This window comes from Trinickia sp. (assembly GCF_057351765.1).
In genome coordinates this window covers 17,979-33,492 of record NZ_JBMRBK010000092.1, presented here as the reverse complement: position 1 = coordinate 33,492, position 15,514 = coordinate 17,979, and the positions used below count along the sequence as shown (strand labels likewise).

12 protein-coding genes are annotated in these 15,514 nt (G+C 62.5%); 3 read left to right on the top strand and 9 right to left on the bottom strand.

Annotated elements, in window-relative coordinates:
• Positions 1 to 2: 2 nt before the first annotated feature.
• The 4 genes from ACO1XS_RS25220 to ACO1XS_RS25205 all read right to left on the bottom strand — a co-directional run bounded on the left by ACO1XS_RS25220 (position 3) and on the right by ACO1XS_RS25205 (position 7,554).
• On the bottom strand, positions 3 to 3,347 hold the full coding sequence (locus ACO1XS_RS25220; RefSeq protein WP_486391969.1) for a bifunctional diguanylate cyclase/phosphodiesterase: 3,345 nt from the start codon (positions 3,345 to 3,347) through the stop codon (positions 3 to 5).
• Positions 3,348 to 3,747: 400 nt separating this feature from the next.
• Positions 3,748 to 5,166 carry a pectate lyase family protein gene (locus ACO1XS_RS25215; RefSeq protein ID WP_486391968.1) on the bottom strand — a complete coding sequence of 473 codons (1,419 nt, stop codon included), beginning with the start codon at positions 5,164 to 5,166 and terminating at the stop codon, positions 3,748 to 3,750.
• Between the two features lie 233 nt (positions 5,167 to 5,399).
• Positions 5,400 to 6,491, bottom strand: coding sequence for a porin (locus tag ACO1XS_RS25210; RefSeq protein WP_440559602.1), 1,092 nt, complete (start codon positions 6,489 to 6,491; stop codon positions 5,400 to 5,402).
• 169 nt (positions 6,492 to 6,660) lie between these two features.
• Positions 6,661 to 7,554, bottom strand: a complete 894-nt coding sequence (locus ACO1XS_RS25205) for a LysR family transcriptional regulator (protein WP_331569067.1) — start codon at positions 7,552 to 7,554, stop codon at positions 6,661 to 6,663.
• A gap of 170 nt (positions 7,555 to 7,724) precedes the next feature.
• On the opposite strand from ACO1XS_RS25205, the gene ACO1XS_RS25200 reads away from it, so the two are divergent.
• On the top strand, positions 7,725 to 8,132 hold the full coding sequence (locus ACO1XS_RS25200) for a DoxX family protein (RefSeq protein WP_331569065.1): 408 nt from the start codon (positions 7,725 to 7,727) through the stop codon (positions 8,130 to 8,132).
• An 11-nt stretch (positions 8,133 to 8,143) separates the two neighbouring features.
• Here ACO1XS_RS25200 and ACO1XS_RS25195 read toward each other — a convergent pair whose 3' ends face one another.
• Together ACO1XS_RS25195 and ACO1XS_RS25190 are read right to left on the bottom strand one after the other, a co-directional pair.
• A complete protein-coding gene (locus tag ACO1XS_RS25195) occupies positions 8,144 to 9,343 on the bottom strand; it encodes a YncE family protein (protein ID WP_486391967.1) in 1,200 nt (399 codons plus the stop codon).
• A 146-nt stretch (positions 9,344 to 9,489) separates the two neighbouring features.
• The gene (locus ACO1XS_RS25190; protein ID WP_414720222.1) at positions 9,490 to 10,302 is read right to left on the bottom strand and encodes a creatininase family protein; all 813 of its coding nucleotides are present in this window, start codon (positions 10,300 to 10,302) and stop codon (positions 9,490 to 9,492) included.
• 194 nt (positions 10,303 to 10,496) lie between these two features.
• Between ACO1XS_RS25190 and ACO1XS_RS25185 the strand changes: the two genes are divergently transcribed.
• Positions 10,497 to 10,808: a DUF4148 domain-containing protein gene (locus ACO1XS_RS25185; RefSeq protein ID WP_331569061.1), complete on the top strand. Its 312-nt coding sequence runs from the start codon at positions 10,497 to 10,499 to the stop codon at positions 10,806 to 10,808.
• A gap of 283 nt (positions 10,809 to 11,091) precedes the next feature.
• Positions 11,092 to 12,096, top strand: a complete 1,005-nt coding sequence (locus tag ACO1XS_RS25180) for a DedA family protein/thiosulfate sulfurtransferase GlpE (protein ID WP_331569059.1) — start codon at positions 11,092 to 11,094, stop codon at positions 12,094 to 12,096.
• Between the two features lie 63 nt (positions 12,097 to 12,159).
• Here ACO1XS_RS25180 and ACO1XS_RS25175 read toward each other — a convergent pair whose 3' ends face one another.
• The 3 genes from ACO1XS_RS25175 to ACO1XS_RS25165 all read right to left on the bottom strand — a co-directional run bounded on the left by ACO1XS_RS25175 (position 12,160) and on the right by ACO1XS_RS25165 (position 15,317).
• Positions 12,160 to 13,203, bottom strand: a complete 1,044-nt coding sequence (locus tag ACO1XS_RS25175) for an aldo/keto reductase (RefSeq protein ID WP_331569057.1) — start codon at positions 13,201 to 13,203, stop codon at positions 12,160 to 12,162.
• A gap of 204 nt (positions 13,204 to 13,407) precedes the next feature.
• Positions 13,408 to 14,865, bottom strand: a complete 1,458-nt coding sequence (locus tag ACO1XS_RS25170; RefSeq protein ID WP_331569056.1) for a YncE family protein — start codon at positions 14,863 to 14,865, stop codon at positions 13,408 to 13,410.
• Positions 14,862 to 15,317, bottom strand: a complete 456-nt coding sequence (locus ACO1XS_RS25165) for a DUF305 domain-containing protein (protein ID WP_331569054.1) — start codon at positions 15,315 to 15,317, stop codon at positions 14,862 to 14,864. Before ACO1XS_RS25165 ends, ACO1XS_RS25170 begins: the two co-directional genes overlap by 4 nt.
• Positions 15,318 to 15,514 lie beyond the last annotated feature (197 nt).

The following is a 15,514-nucleotide window of genomic DNA, read 5'->3' as shown; positions in this document are numbered from 1 at the left end:
CGTTATGAATGAAACGAACGCCGCGAGTTCGATTCCCGCGCGTCCCTCGGTGAAAGCCCCGGCGCGTTGCCGAGGCCGGATTGGGCTGGCTGACCCAGGAAAACCCTCATGTCGCCAGCAGACAAAGGTCGGCTGAAGAAGTAGCCCTGCACTTCATCGCAGCCTTCCTTACGCAGAAAATCGATTTGCGCCTGCGTTTCCGCGCCCTCGGCGATCACCGTCAGGCCGAGCGAATGACCGAGCGCGATCACGGCGCTCGTGATCTGCGCATCGCAGTGGCTGTCCGGCAAAGAGCTGACGAAGGAGCGATCGATCTTCACGGTATCGATCGGGAATCGATTCAGATAAGCCAGCGACGAATAGCCGGTGCCGAAGTCGTCGATCGACAGCCGTACCCCGGTCTTTTTGATGCTGTTCAACCAGCGCACGGCCTGTTCCGGATGGCGCATCACCGTGCTCTCGGTCAATTCGAGTTCGAGCCTGTCGCCCGGCAGCCCGGCCTTGCCCAGTGCATCGAGGATGCAGTGCTGCAATCGCCTGTCCGCGAACTGACACGCCGAGACATTCACCGCGACGTGAATATCGCCGAGACCGCCGTCGCGCCATTCCGCTGCCTGGCGGCACGCCTCGCGCAACACCCATTCACCGATCTCGACGATCGTGCCCATTTCCTCGGCAAGCGGGATGAAATCGCCCGGCATGACACGCCCAAGCGTCGGACTGTTCCAGCGAATCAGTGCCTCGACGCCGGTGCAGTGGTTCGAGCTCAAATCGACGCGCGGCTGATAAAAGAGTTCGAACTCGTTGTTGGCAACGGCATGGCGCAGGCAGGCCTCCATCTCCACGCGCTTTTGCAGCGACATGCTCATTTGACGCAGATAGAGCTGGTAGGTGTTCTTGCCGCGTTGCTTCGCGCCGTACATGGCGATATCGGCATTCTTGAGCAGCGTTTGCGCATCCGCTCCGTCCGCCGGGAACGAGCTCACACCGATGCTCGCGCTCACCTGCAACTGCACACCGCTCAGGCTGAATGGCTGGGCCAGCGCGGCTTGAATGCGCTCGATCGTCGCAAAGACGCTGCGGGAGCCGTCGCATCGATCGCTCAGCGCAACGATGAACTCGTCCCCGCCCAGCCGGGCGATCATCTCCGCTTCGCGCACCTGTGCGCTCAGGCGCTCGGCCACCGCGCTCAACAGCTGATCGCCGATGTTGTGGCCGAGCGAATCGTTGATGTCCTTGAACCGGTCCAGATCGATGAAGATCACGTGAAGCGCGGTGTTCTCCGCGTCGGCGCGGGCCAGCGCTGCATCGAGATGGTCCTTGAACATCAGGCGGTTCGGTAGTCCGGTCAGTGCGTCGTGGTTGGCGAGAAACTGCAAATTGTTCTCGGCATTGCGCCGCTGCAGAAAATGGCTCATCTGGCTCGAGATGGAGCGCGCCATCGCCAGCGCCTGCGACTCGACGTGGCGTCGCTCCCGCGAGTAGAACTGCGCTACGCCGAGCACTTCGGTGCCTGTCACGAGCGGGAACGAAAACGTCGTCGCGATGGCATCGTCGCCGAAGGTGCCGCTTTGCGCATGGCGCCTCGCCGACCAATGCGGCACGGCCGGCACCTCGCTCGCATCGACCTGCTGCGCGCGCTCGCGCAGCCACGAAGCGAGTTCCGCCACCGTCACCGAATGCACGGCCCGCAATTGCTTCCGATGCCCCGCTGCCGTGGGCCAGAACGCGCCAGCCTCCCAATCCATGCCCGTCGTCAGCAGTCCGATCAGCTGGTGCAGGACATCGCATTCGTTGGTCGCCGTTGCGAGTTGCAGCGTGAATGCGTGTTCGAGCTCGCGAACGCGATCGATCGATTTCTGCCGCGTGATCTCATGCGCGGTACCGCGCAATTGCCGAGTCCCGGCGGGCCCGCACGCGCGACCGATCATGCGCAGCCAGCCCCGGCGGCCGCGCGGCGACCGGTAGCGGCACTCGAACTCGAACGGTTCGCGCGTCTCGAGCGTGTTGCGCAAGCGCGCGAGCAGTGCGTGCCGGTCCGCCGGTTCGATCGCGCGAACGAATCCGACCAGCGTCGGCTTGCCATGGCATCCGATCAGACGCGCCATTTCCTTCGAAAGGTGGGTGGTGTGCTCGTCGAAGTCCACGCGCCAGTCGCCCAGCCGCGCAATGTGTTGAGCCTTTTCGCGCGCCGCTTCGCTTTCGCGCAGATCGGCCGTGATCGCCTCTGCCAGTTTCACGGCTCGTGCGCGCGCACTCGAGAGTGCATACGCGAGCACGGACAGCAAGACGCTGATGACGAGACCCGAGACCAGCGCGAGCTGCGGCATGAAGCGCTGCGATCCGACCAGCGCGGGGACATCCGCGGAAACAACGATGACCCACCGACGGCCCGCGAACTCGCCGTACGTTTGGCGGGACAGCCTGTCGTGAGTGCCGGCCGCTGCGCTGGCCGCGCCGATTTGCGAGGCGAGCGCACCCGTCAACGACGGCCCGTTCGCACTGTCGTAGAGCAGGCTGAGGGGGGCTGACGCCGCCTCGTGCTCACGCAGACTGCCCGCATCGTAGATGCGGTATCGCAGGATTCGCAGCGTTTCCGGGCTGACCAGCCCGGCCATCATGCCGTTGATCCGGATGCCGGCGCCGACCGAGCCGAGATAAGCGAGCCGGCGCTCGGCCACGGTGCTCGCGGGCAGCCCGCGGCGATAGACAGGCAAGCGCATCGCCAGACCGACTTCTTCGGCGCCCCGCTCCGCGAAGATGCGCCGTCCGCTGCTGATCGACATGCCGGAATCGCGCATCTGTTGCAATACGCCGCCGCGGCCGGCCTTAGCTTCGATATCGACGCCGAGGACGTCGCGATTCGCTGCGAGCGGCTCGACGAACGTCAGGATTTCATGCGCCTCGCCGGTGCCCTTGACACGTACGGTGAAGTCGACTCCCGCATCGTGCAGCAATGGGTCGACGCGCTCATGCGCTTCGAAGCCGGGCAGATCGGCGGTGCGGACATACACCGAGTAATTGAGCGTTTGGAAACCAGGATAGCGTCCCGGCAGATCCAGACTGTTCACAAAATTGCGAAACTCACTACGTGTCACGGTGCCGTCCGCGCTAAACAGGGCACGCATCGTGACAAGCACGTCCGAATAAAGGCGAACACGCGTTGCAATCTGTTGTTCGACGTTACGTGAATCGTTTTCAAATCGCAGTTTCGCTTCGCGATCGACGAGCGCATTCAAAAGCGAATAGACCACCACGGCCGCCCCCACGCCCAATATCAGGGCGCCGAGGGCGAATCCGCCGGCGTAATGCTCGCGGCAAAAGCTCCGCGCACGTTTGAACATCATGTACACCGCAGCCCCCCGGCCGACGAGGCCAGCGCGGCGCCTCGCTATGCAAACATTCGCCGCTCGTTCAAAGCGACATTTTTACCGATTAAAAAAGATGGCTATTCTGCAAGCTGTTAATAAATTAGCCGATGCGGCTTGATTGTCTTTGCTCGAAGAATATAGGTTTCCAGGCGTGTTACAACGAACGGAAACCCTATTAACCTAAACCCCAAAATATTCTGTTTTTGGTTGCGAGGTTTAATCTAGATCAAAGAACTGTGTTTTGCGCATAACGTATGCAGCAAAAATTACCGGGGCTCTAGCATAAAGAAGGCGGCTTGGCCAATGCAGCGAATATAGAAACGCCGCTGTGGCCAAAACCGCCGGGAACGTGACCTCAATATGGCAAGCGCGTCAATCAATCTCCAAGTCCAATCTTGCCTGCGCCCGCTTGGGCCAGCACGATTGACGCCACCTGGTCCGTCGCATCGAGGTGCGCGATCCCACCGGCACCCGGACCGTTGCCGGTCGGCGATGACGACAGATCGACGGACTTGCCGTTCACGAGCGAGCCGCTATCGGTCAGGTGCCCCGAATCGCCAAAGCGCTTGACGAGGCTCTGCGCGCTGACCCCGTTCGTTTCGAATGCATTGTTCTGCGACGTGATGTTCGAGTCGACGCCAACGCCGAGGTTGTACTGAAAGCGGTTGGCCTGCGACGAACTGTCTTGATAGAGGTTGTTGGCGACGTCGACGTTGCCGAAACGCACGCGCGGATCGCGCTGCGACACGCCCGCGAAAAGGTTGTGGTCGATCGTGACGTTGAGCTTCCCCTTGTCGCTCGTCATGCCGTCGCTCGAGCCGATCAGAATCGACTTGTTGTGGCTCAGGAATTGATTGTTGGAGACCGTCGCATAGTTCGCGCCGTCGGTGAAATCCAATTGATCGCCGCTGATCGCCCCGGCTGGCGTCGTGCCGTCCTTGAACGTGTTGTGGTCCACCCACAGGTTCTGCGTTCCCTTGGCCTCGATGCTGTACACGCGCCCATGCGGATTGCCTTCCGCGTCCTTGCCGGGGAAAAAATCGAACGGCGACGTCATGTTCAGGTTGCGGATCATGATGTTGTGCTGGTTGCTGACATTGAATCCGCCGCCGCTGATGCCGGCGTCTTTACCTATGCCGATGATCGTCGTGTTGGAACCCACGTTGAGCATGTCGTGCGCGAGTTGGGCTTTCTCGTTGGCGAAGTCGCCTTTGCTCATTTCCTTGCCGTTGCTGTCGGCATTCAAATTGATGTTGCCTTTGATCTGGATGATCTTGGGCGTCGAGTTCGAGCCGTTGGTCGCATTGTCTCCGCCCAATGCGGCAACGAGCTGATCGCGTGTCGATACCGTGAATACGTGGGCTTTGTCGGCCTTCGATCCGCCGGTCACCCCGCCGTTCTGTGCTCCCCAGCCATGTCCGGCTGCGAGCGTTTCGCGCGAGTGATCGCCCGGCGTCGCGGCGGAGACCGACTGGGACGACGGCGTGCTGGCGGGCGCCGTGCCGACGCTCGAAGTCTTGCCCGACACCGCCGACGATGGGTCGTGTGCGTCGACCTTGTTATGAGCATTTTGTGCTTCGCGCGACTGATGCCCATGATGATCGTTGCCATGCGCGTCGGCGCTCGGTCCCCGTCCGGACTGGGACATCATCCTCAAGATGTCTTCGAGTTGCGCTTCCACTTTAGCGAGCAGTGCCTGGGTATTTTGCTGCGGACTTTCGGCTGCGGAGCGTTCATGCTGAAACGACGTTGCAGTGGGTCCCAGTCCATCGACGCGAGCGTTGATGCTTGACATGATTTTTGCCTCGGTTGCGTACGTTGAAATACGGTGCGACCGTAGATCACTGGGTCCCACCGATGTGGAAACTCGGATATCCGGCTTTCGCATCGCGCGCGTCGTCCGAAGGCCCTTATGGCACGCTCGGGCAGCCGTTAGTCTTACCCTTTTGTTCCATGGTACGAAGCACCCGCGTCAGCCATCGAAACGAGCCACGAATTTCCGATGCCGCGTGCGAAACAGCAGCAAACCTAGAAGAGGTGGCGCATGCCGAGGGAAACGACGGCTTGCCGTGTGGAGCTGGACGCCGGAAGGAGGAATATCTGCGCCTGCACACCTGCGCTGGCGCGCAAGTAAACCGCATGGAAATAGATGTCCGTGCGTTTCGAAAGCGAATAATCGGTGCCCGCGACGATCTGACTCCAGGCGTGGCTCGCAAGCGTCGATCGCGCATAACTGGCGGATAACGAAAGCGCATAGTCGACCGAGTACTTGACGCCGCCCTCGGTCGTGCGCAATGACGTGCTCTGGCCGTGGGAATGGAAGCCAACCGCGGTATAAACGGCATGCAGATAAGCCGGGCCGAGTTGGTAGCCCGCGCCGACACCCGACACCGTCAGCTTGTCGAACGTCTGGAATCGCGGCAGCAAGCCTTGCTGAGCGGTGCCGATCAGCGGCGTGCCCAAGACCGTCGTTCCGATACCCGACACCGCGGTGAAGTCGTGGATCTCGACATAAGCGGCGCCGGCCTTGAACGGTCCGTGACCATAGGTGAGCCCGAAGCTCGCGGCGCTATGCGAAGCGAAGTTGCCGGGCTGCCCGCCAAAAGCGTAGAGCGCGCCGAGTTGAAACCCCGCCATATCCGGCGTCACATAACGGACAGCGTTATCGATGCGCTCGGCGCCGAGCCGGTCGAGATCGCCGAGATGAAAGGCGAAGACGGACGGGGTCAACGTACCGGAGGCGAACGCCGTGAGGTTCGTGCTCATGAAATCGTATTGGCGCCCGAACGTGAGCGTACCGAAGCGCTCGCTCGCGAGGCCGACCCACGCCTGGCGGCCGAACTCCAGTCCGCCTTGGGACAGCCGTCCATCGTTGAGCGTGAAACCGTTCTCAAGCCGAAAGACCGCGCGGTAACCGCCGCCGAGATCTTCCTGCCCCCGTAACCCCCACCGGTCCGATTGGCCGATGCCGCTCGTCTGGGCCCAAGCGTGATGGCCTGCTTCGTTCGTCACGAACGCCACGCCACCGTCGACGATTCCATACAACTGGACGGTACTCTGGGCATGCGCGCACGCGCTCGCCAAACCGCAGACCGCGGCACTCATAGCCCAGCGCTTCATGAGGAGCCCCCATCCGGAATTTTTCGTTTTATCGATCGATGGCGTACCGCGTAGCGTCATCGACACATTCGGACTCAGCATAGGCGATTCTCGATGACGGCGATAGCTGTACGACGAAACTGCTTGCGCCGCCTCCGATGAAACACGGACGGCCTCGCGGCGAGCGCGCTTACCGCACGCGCGCATCTGCCGAGATGAAGTCGAGGAACGTCCTCACTTTCGGCGAGAGATACTTGCGGTTCTGATAAACGCCGTAGAGCTGCGAATCGAAGACGCGATACCCGGGCAGCACGGCCTCGAGCCATCCCGCCTGGATATCCCGCGAGACGAGCGCGTTCGGCAGTAATGCGAGGCCCATGCCTTCGAGTGCCGCGAGGCGCATCAGCGATTCATCGTTGCTCTGAAGTACCGGTTCGACCTTGACTGTTTCGCGGCCATCGGGTCCTTCGATGTCGAGGCGGTTGACGTCCGGCATCAACGAATAGGAAAGCATGGCGTGCGTGCCGAGATCGGCCGCACGAGTCGGCCGCCCGGCACGGTCCAGATACGCGGGAGCGCCTACGATGTAAAACGTCACGGGAGCGATCGGCCGCGCGATCAGCGACTGCCCGAGCGCCATCGGGTTCGTGACACGTAACGCAAGATCGATCCGCTCTTCGACCAGATTGACGAATCGTCCCGACAGGTCGACGTCGAGCCTCACTTCCGGATAACGGGCGCGGTAATCGTTCAGCACACCGATGAAATCCGGGTTGGCCATCCATACCGGTGCACTGAGCCGAAGCGTGCCGCGCGGCGCAGCTCTCGATTGAGCGACGCTCGCCTCGACATCTTCCAGATCGTCGAGCATTTGCCGCGCGTGATCGAAATAGACCGTGCCTGCTTCGGTCAGGCTCAGGCGGCGGCTCGTCCGGTTGAGCAGCAATGCACCGAGGCGCCGCTCCAGATGCATCACGTGTTTGCTCGCCATCGCGGGCGACATGTCGAGCCGCCGCGCCGCCGCGGCAAAGCTCTTCAGCTCGACAGCCAGACGGAACACCTGCATGCTCGTCAATGTATCCATCCGATCGTCAACCAGGAGTAAATGATGGATCAATCATAGCCGAGTTGATCCGCGCGCGCCGCCCCACCGTATCGTTCGCCACAGGTCGCAACCGGAATGCCCGCGAATGTTGTTGGACGAGCGTGCCTCCGGTGCACTCCCTCGTTATCGCTTCATTTCCGGCCACCATCATGATCAATCCGAGAACCGCCCCTTACGCCGCCCTGCTTTTACGAATCAGCCTCGGCATCCTCTTCCTCGCCCACGTCGGCCTGAAGTTTTTCGTATTTACGATACCTGGCTTCGTCGGCTTTTTCGGCTCGCTCGGATTGCCCGCTATTGCCGCCTATCTGACGATCGCCCTCGAGCTCGTCGGCGGCATCGCGCTGATCTTCGGTATCTACGCTTCGTGGGTGGCGATACCGCTCGCCATCGAAATGCTCGGCACCATCGTCATGGTGCACGGCGCGAACGGGTGGCTCTTCACGAACAAGGGCGGCGGATGGGAATACCCCGCCTTCTGGGCCGTCGCGCTCATCGCGCTGTTCTTGCTCGGCGACGGCGCACATGCGCTGCGGCCCGCGCCGCAACGAGGCTGAAACCGCGCGGCTCAGCGCATGTTTCCCGTATGCCCGAGCGAATAACGCCCGGGCTGCGGCCATACCGTGAGCCCGTGAGGCTCCATCCCGACGGCGATCGAGCGCACCGCGCCCGTCGCCGTATCGATCGCATAGGCCACATCGTCGAAGCGGCCGGACAGCCATAGCGTCTTGCCATCCACGCTGACATTGCCCATATCGGGGCTGCCGCCGCCTGGAATCGGCCACGTCGCCACCACCTTGCGCGTAGCGAAATCGATGACCGACACGCTGCCCTTGCCGTGCTTCATGCCATGGACATGGCTCGAGCCGCGATTGGCGACGTAAAGCTTCGTGCCGTCCCGGCTTGGGTACAGGCCGTGCGTACCGACCCCGGTGGGGATGAACTCGAGCTCCTTGAAGCTATCGCCATCGACGACATGCACGCCATCCGCCGTCATGTCGGCCACATAAAACACCTTTCCGTCGGGCGCGATGCGCACGTCCTGCGGCATGCTCTTCTTGCCGAACGTGATGTAGCCGAGCACCTTGCGGCTCGTCATATCGATTTTGGCCAGCCCGTGGCCGAACTCGCAGGTGAAGACCGCGTATTTGCCGTCGATCGAAAAATCCGCATGATTGATGCCCTTGCATTGCGGGACATCGAGGCTCGAACGCAGCGCCATCGTATGAGGGTCGCGAAAGTCGAGCCGCGCATGGGCCTCCGCGACGACGATCGCTTCCTTGCCATCGGGGGTGAAGTACATGTTGTAAGGATCGTCCACCGCGATGGCCGCGCCGGGCTTGCCGGTCTTCGGATCGATCGGCGTCAACGTTCCATCGGTCCGCTCCTCGGCGTTGTTCGTCACCCACAGCGTTTGCAGATCCCATGACGGCACGATGTGCTGAGGACTGCGGCCGACCTTGAATTTATCGACGACTTTGAAGGTGGCCGGATCGATCACATAGACGTCGTCCGAACGCAGGTTCGGCACATACACGCGCGGCAATGCGCCGGCAACCGCTTTGCTCAGGTGAGCGCTGCCCGCTTCGCTGTAAAGGTTGCGCGGATCGACGACCGGCGGCATGCCAGGCACGGTCGTCACCGCCGGCTGGGCGCTTGCGGCGAACGCCGATGCGCCGCTCGACAAGCTCGCCAAAACGACGCAAGCGGCGCCGATCGAAGCGCGGACTGACAGCAAGGTAACGCGGGCATCACGGTTCTGGCGCATAGGGAAGTCCGTTGTCGAATGTCGAATGTCGAATGTCGAAAAGCGAAGCGATCGCAAAACCCCAAAAAAAAACGAATCGAAAAACCCGAGAATCAAGACCCAAGCAAAACCCGAAGCCGACGAAAGAGCAAGCCGGCGTAATGTCGCTACTGCTTGCCCGTCGCTTTTTTGATGGCTTCGACGGTGCGTGCCACGATTGCATCGGTGCCGAGCCGCCCGAGCTCTGCGCTCGCGCGTCGCGGGTCGCCGCCATAGACGCCGTCCGCCGGTCCCGGTTTGGCCGCACGGCGCAATTCGTCGGTGCGGACCATCTGCGGTGCGACGGCCAGCAGCAGCGCCGTGTCGGCAAGCCCGGCATGCGTGCCGATCTCATCGTCGCGATAGCCATGTTGACGAAGAATCTGCGCGTAGCCCTCCGAACTCGTGCCGTAGTACTCCGGTGGCACCAACGCGTGCGCGCTGCCGCCCCAACGGCGGTTGAGGCTCACCACCGCCTGTTTGATGTCGTTCTGATATCCGCCATGATCGCCGAGGAATACGACGTTCTTGAAGCCATGAATCCGTAAGCTGTTCGCCGCGGATTCGAGTGTCTTCTCGAACACCTCGTCCGGCACCGTGATCGTGCCCGCGAAGCGCATATGGGAGGTGGGGGGTGCGTAGCTTCCCTCGGGCACATAGGCAATGACCGGCGCCACGAGCGCGTTGCCAAGCGCCTGCGCGATTCGCGCGGCGAGCACCTTCACGCGCGCATTGTGCTTGCCGAGCGCGACGTACGGCCCGCTTTGCTCCGTGCCGCCGATCGGAATGATCGCGGTCGTCTTGCCGGCTTTCACAGCGTCGCGCAACTCTGTCCAGGTGAGATCTTCCATCTGCACGGTATCCGGCGTTTGCGCGTGTACCGCATGCATTGCAAGGAGGATTGCGGCGAAAACGAAAGCGTTTTGTAAAAAACGATGCATGACGCAAGCCTCGAGTGAAAGTCCGCATTAAAGAGCCATCGGCAAACGTAGCGGCGATTATCGCCAAATACGTAACGGTGATTTCTCCAAATAGGAGTTAACCCTTAGCGTTTGGCTCGCTAGACTGCAGTCATCGGTTCAAGCAGTTGCATCGGCAATAACCGATAGGACAATCAAATCGGAGGTTAGTTATCATGAAATCGCTCATTCAAGCCGCAGTCATCGCCACGCTCATCGCCGCGCCGGCTCTTTCTTTCGCTCAATCGGACGCTCCGGTGTCCCGCGCTCAAGTAAAGGCGGAACTCGCGCAGTTCGTGCAGGCCAACCCGCACACGGCATTCGGCAAGGATCCGTACTACCCCGATAACGTGCAAGCCACCCAAGCCCGCATTGCCCAACAAGACGGCAACGTTGCGACTTCGTATGGCGGCACCGTAGCCGGTTCGTCGGCATCGGGCAGCCGCGCAGTCGGCCCGGCATTCAACGCTGTCTATTTCGGTCGCTAATACCATCGATCGGGCGCCCGGCCGCAACGGCAAAGGCAGCGCCCTGAAATCGTTCGGCCCTGCTGATCCGCGCCGGCCCGATCGTCGATGAAACGGCGATCGGGCCGGTGTTTGCCATCGGTACCTCCGCCGCCGGACATCCGGCGGTTTCGCCTGGCCCCCTTTGGCCGGGCGCTTTTTCGTTGCATACGCGCAATAGTGTTTTGAAAGCGAGGATGCGGCACTCGCGGCATAATTCGCGGGTGCGGCCGCCGGCCGACGCCCTCGCTCCGGACAACTCCCGATGCTCCACGATCTCGTCGCGCGCTACGGTCCCATGCTCGTATTCATCAACGCGCTGGCCGCGGCACTCGGACTGCCGGTGCCGGCCATGCCGACGCTCGTCCTGTTCGGCGCATTGGCCGCCATGCATCCCGGCTCGCTCGGCATCGCACTCGGCCCCGTGCTCGTGCTCGCCGTGTGCGCGACGCTGATCGGCGACAGTCTGTGGTTCTATGCCGGCCGCATCTACGGCGGCACGACGCTGAAGACGATATGCAGGCTGTCGCTTTCGCGTGACACCTGCGTACGCAAAACGGAACGCTTCTTCGGGCGATGGGGCGTACGTGTGCTGACCGTTGCGAAACTGATACCGGGCCTCTCGCTCGTGTCCGTGCCGATGGCAGGCGCGATGGGCACGTCGTATCGGACGTTCGTCGCGCACGATGGCGTCGGTGCCGCGCTTTGGGCCGGCATAGGGCTCGCACTCGGTGTGGCGCTCTCGCCGCAGATCGACTATCTGCTCGTGGCAGCGGGCCGGTTCGGGCGTGCCAGTGCGCTCTTCGCCGTCGCTTTCCTTTCGCTCTACGCGCTGTGGCGATGGGCACGCCGCCGGGCATTGCTTCGGGCGCTCGAATCGGCGCGCATCGATGTCGATACGCTGCATGCCCTGATGGAGTCCGGCGCGGCGCCGACGATCTTCGATGTCCGTTCGGATGAGACGCGCAGGCTCGATCCATTCGTCATTCCGGGTGCCCGCTTTGCCGACGAACGCGAGCTCGATGCCATCATTGCCGGGTACCGCCCCAGTCAAAAGCTCGTGATCTATTGCTCATGTCCGAACGAGGTGACAGCGGCATGGATGGCGAAACGGTTGGTCGATGCGGGCTTCGTCGACGTATTGCCGCTGAAGGGCGGTCTCGATGCGTGGCGCAATGCGGGGCTTGCCGTGTCGCCGCTGCCGCTCGAGGCGGCCGCCTCGCCGTTCAACGATGCGCCGCTCGGCGGGGGCGACCCGAAGATCGTCTGATGCCGCCCGCTCACGAACGTTGCGCGGCGCGCGGCACAGACGATGCGATGGCAGACGCTTGGCTCAGCGCGACTCGCTCAATTGCTTGCGTCGCACCTCGCCCTGACGCGCCAGCATCCAGCCCGGATACTCGGCGGGCATCGCGCTGACCCTGTCGAGGACGGCCAGCTCTTCGGCACTGAGTTCGACCGAGGTGGCGGCGATATTGTCATCGAGCTGATCGACACGCTTCGCGCCGACGATGACGCTGGTCACCACTTTTTGATGGAGCAGCCACGCGAGCGCGATCTGCGCGACGGATACGCCCTTTGTTTCGGCGATGCCGCGCATTGCCTCGATGCAGTCATAGCCGCGCTCGAGTTGCACCGGGGGGAAGTCGAAGGTCGTGCGTCGGCTGCCTTCCTCGGCCTTCTCGTGACGACCGTATTTGCCGCTGAGGAACCCGCCCGCGAGCGGGCTCCATACCATGAGGCCGAGGCCTTCGCTCGCCAGCATCGGCACGATCTCGCGCTCCAGATCTCGCCCCGCGATCGTGTAGTACGCCTGCAGCGATTCGAAACGGGCAAGACCGAGGCGCTCCGCTACCCCTAATGCTTTGACGATCTGCCAGGCCGCCCAATTCGAAACGCCGACGTAGCGCACGTGCCCCTGCTGCACGAGGTTATCGAGCGCGCGCACCGTTTCCTCGATCGGGGTCGCGGGATCGAACCCGTGCACCTGGTAAAGATCGATGTAATCGGTCTGCAAGCGGCGCAGGCTTGCTTTGACGCCATCCATGATGTGATGGCGTGATAATCCGCGCGAATTGATGCTTTTCGTGCCGGTCTCGCCGAACACCTTCGTTGCGACGATGACATTCTCGCGCGGCGTATCGAGATTCTTCAGCGCCGTGCCCGTCATCGACTCCGATACGCCATCCGAATAGACATTGGCGGTGTCGATGAAATTGATGCCCGCATCGATCGCGCGGCCGATCAGCTTCTCCGCGTCGGCTTGCTGCAACTGCCCGATCTGCCCCCAGATGCCGCTCGTACCGCCGAACGTCATCGTGCCCAGGCACAGCTCGGATACGAATAGACCTGTGGAGCCAAACTTTACGTAACGCATGACCCGATTCCCTCCATACACGCTTCGTTCATGACATCGCCGCGCCGCACGGCTGGCCCGCCTGGCCGGAGGCGGGACGCGTACGCACGAGCCGCGGCGCGCAAAGTATGATCCCGATGCCGCACGGCCTCGATACCCGATCGTCTCGGATTCTTGCCTGATTCTCTCGATGCGGTGCGCGAAAGCAGCGCTGCCGTGCGGCCATCAAAGCGACTGGCGCTGAACGGGCGCGCCGGGCTTGCCGGACACGCTCGGCGCGATGACGAGGTAGCGGCGCACATCGCCGGGCGCGCTTGCACCGGGGGCAACGATCTCGCGAATCTGGCCGACAGCGTTGACGACCGCGGAGCCCGCCGGGTTCGTCATGAATGCCGCGAGCGGCTCGATGCGACCGGTACCGTCGGCATGCTCCGTCAGCCCGAGCACATAGGCCTGCTTGGGCTCGAGTCCTGTCACGGCAGCCTGGAGCACCTGCAACAGGCCTTGATCGAAGAGCGCGACCGTCGTTCGCGCCGGGCCGCCTTGCACCGGTACGAGTTCGAGATGCGCCGCGCTCGCGGCAAGGCCGAGCGGCTCGGTGTTTTGCGTGCCGTCGCCGCGCGGCACCGCTTCAGGCACGTAGGCCACCGCTTGGGGCGCCTGGCCGACCGGGACCGTCGCCACGACCTTGTTGGTCGCCGTATCGATGACAGCCAGTGCATCCGCATTTTCGAGGCCGACATAAAGACGGCTACCGTCGCCCGACGGCCAGAGGCCATGCGGCAGATTACCGACGGGAATCGTCGCCACCTGCGAAAAATCGTCGGTGCGGAATACCTTCACCTGATTCAAGCCCCCGACCGTGACATAGGCGAACATTTCGCCGCCGCGACGAACGATGTTGACATGGTTGGTGATCGGTCCCGTGTCGAGCGTGGCAAGGACCTTGAACGGCGGCCGCGCGTCGAATACCTGGGTCTTGCCGATATCTTTCAGTGTGAACCACACTTGCGTGCCATCCGGCGTCGCCGCGATGTTCGGGCAAAACGGGCTTGCCTGGCGCACCTTGCCGACGATCTCGTGATCGGCGACGGAGATCACGTCGGTCTCCGGATTGAACGACGAGCAGACGTATCCGTACTTTCCGTCGGGCGAAAAGATCTGCATGCCGGGGCCGGCCGGCACCCTGATTCTCGTCTTCTCCTCGAAGGTCTTTCCATCGAGCACGGCGATATAGTTTTCGCCCCGGACCGTCACCCACACCTCGCTGCCGTCGGGCGTGAAAAAAGCCTCATGCGGCGAACGGCCGACATAAGTGATGTGCTTGACGGCATTCGTCTGCGTATCGATGAACGCGACCGAATTCGAACCGATCGAGACGACCGCGAGCGTGCGATGATCGGGCGAAAATCCCAGGCCGTGTACCAGTACCTGGCCCCGGTAAAGCGGGGACAAGTTCTTCGGCGCCGGATCCCCGAGCCGAATCGCCCCGACGAAACGATTGGTGACCGGATCCACGATCGACACGGTATTGGAGAACTGCTCGGCGGCATACACCCGGTCGCGATGCGTGATCGGCACATCGGGGCTCGACGCGGAGCCCGGCACCTGGCCCGCCCACGCGAGTTGTGCGGCAACAGCAGACATGGCGCAAGCGAGCGCGCGAAAACAAAGACCGTTCATTTGGACTCCTCAATGGCTGTGCCCGTGGGCTGGGAATGTTCGTGGGGGCCAGGCGCCGCCGATCGAGCCGGCTCAGATGCGAACCCGCCCTGGTCGGGTGCCGGTGCAGGCGCGGGCAGCGCCTCGCCGAGCGCGAGCCGCATGGCGACGATTTCCTGCTGCTGCTCGACGACGATCTCTTGCGCGATCCGCCTCAATTGCTCGTTGCGCCCGTGGCGCAACTCCGCCTGTGCCATGTCGATCGCGCCTTGATGGTGAGGAATCATCGTCTGCACGAAGTCGCGATCGACGTCGCCGGCCGGCTTGACGGACATGCCCTCCATCATTCGGGTCATCGCCCGATCGTTTTCCGCGAGGAAAGCGGATTCCTCTGAGCTGGCGGTAAATTTGCCGGCAGCGAACGCGGCACTGCCGAGCGCCAGCGCCGCTGCGAGAAGTGCAGTTTTTTTCATGAAAGTCCCGATGAATGCAAAGCAAAAACAAAGCGAACCATCACTGGGCGAACTGCACGAGACGCGGGGATATTCCATCGTCCGGGCGAATTTCCTCGAGGGCGTACCCTCACACGTCCCGGCTTCATCCGCGTGGAGTGCCACACGCCGCGCGCCGCGGCCCTGAATCGAATTTGAATCGGGCGGAATAATTGGGC

Bases quoted from the DNA above. Each gene is read 5' to 3' on its own strand.
- ACO1XS_RS25220 (WP_486391969.1), bottom strand. From the start codon at position 3,347: ATGATGTTCAAACGTGCGCGGAGCTTTTGCCGCGAGCATTACGCCGGC.
- ACO1XS_RS25215 (WP_486391968.1), bottom strand. From the start codon at position 5,166: ATGTCAAGCATCAACGCTCGCGTCGATGGACTGGGACCCACTGCAACG.
- ACO1XS_RS25210 (WP_440559602.1), bottom strand. From the start codon at position 6,491: ATGAAGCGCTGGGCTATGAGTGCCGCGGTCTGCGGTTTGGCGAGCGCG.
- ACO1XS_RS25205 (WP_331569067.1), bottom strand. From the start codon at position 7,554: ATGGATACATTGACGAGCATGCAGGTGTTCCGTCTGGCTGTCGAGCTG.
- ACO1XS_RS25200 (WP_331569065.1), top strand. From the start codon at position 7,725: ATGATCAATCCGAGAACCGCCCCTTACGCCGCCCTGCTTTTACGAATC.
- ACO1XS_RS25195 (WP_486391967.1), bottom strand. From the start codon at position 9,343: ATGCGCCAGAACCGTGATGCCCGCGTTACCTTGCTGTCAGTCCGCGCT.
- ACO1XS_RS25190 (WP_414720222.1), bottom strand. From the start codon at position 10,302: ATGCATCGTTTTTTACAAAACGCTTTCGTTTTCGCCGCAATCCTCCTT.
- ACO1XS_RS25185 (WP_331569061.1), top strand. From the start codon at position 10,497: ATGAAATCGCTCATTCAAGCCGCAGTCATCGCCACGCTCATCGCCGCG.
- ACO1XS_RS25180 (WP_331569059.1), top strand. From the start codon at position 11,092: ATGCTCCACGATCTCGTCGCGCGCTACGGTCCCATGCTCGTATTCATC.
- ACO1XS_RS25175 (WP_331569057.1), bottom strand. From the start codon at position 13,203: ATGCGTTACGTAAAGTTTGGCTCCACAGGTCTATTCGTATCCGAGCTG.
- ACO1XS_RS25170 (WP_331569056.1), bottom strand. From the start codon at position 14,865: ATGAACGGTCTTTGTTTTCGCGCGCTCGCTTGCGCCATGTCTGCTGTT.
- ACO1XS_RS25165 (WP_331569054.1), bottom strand. From the start codon at position 15,317: ATGAAAAAAACTGCACTTCTCGCAGCGGCGCTGGCGCTCGGCAGTGCC.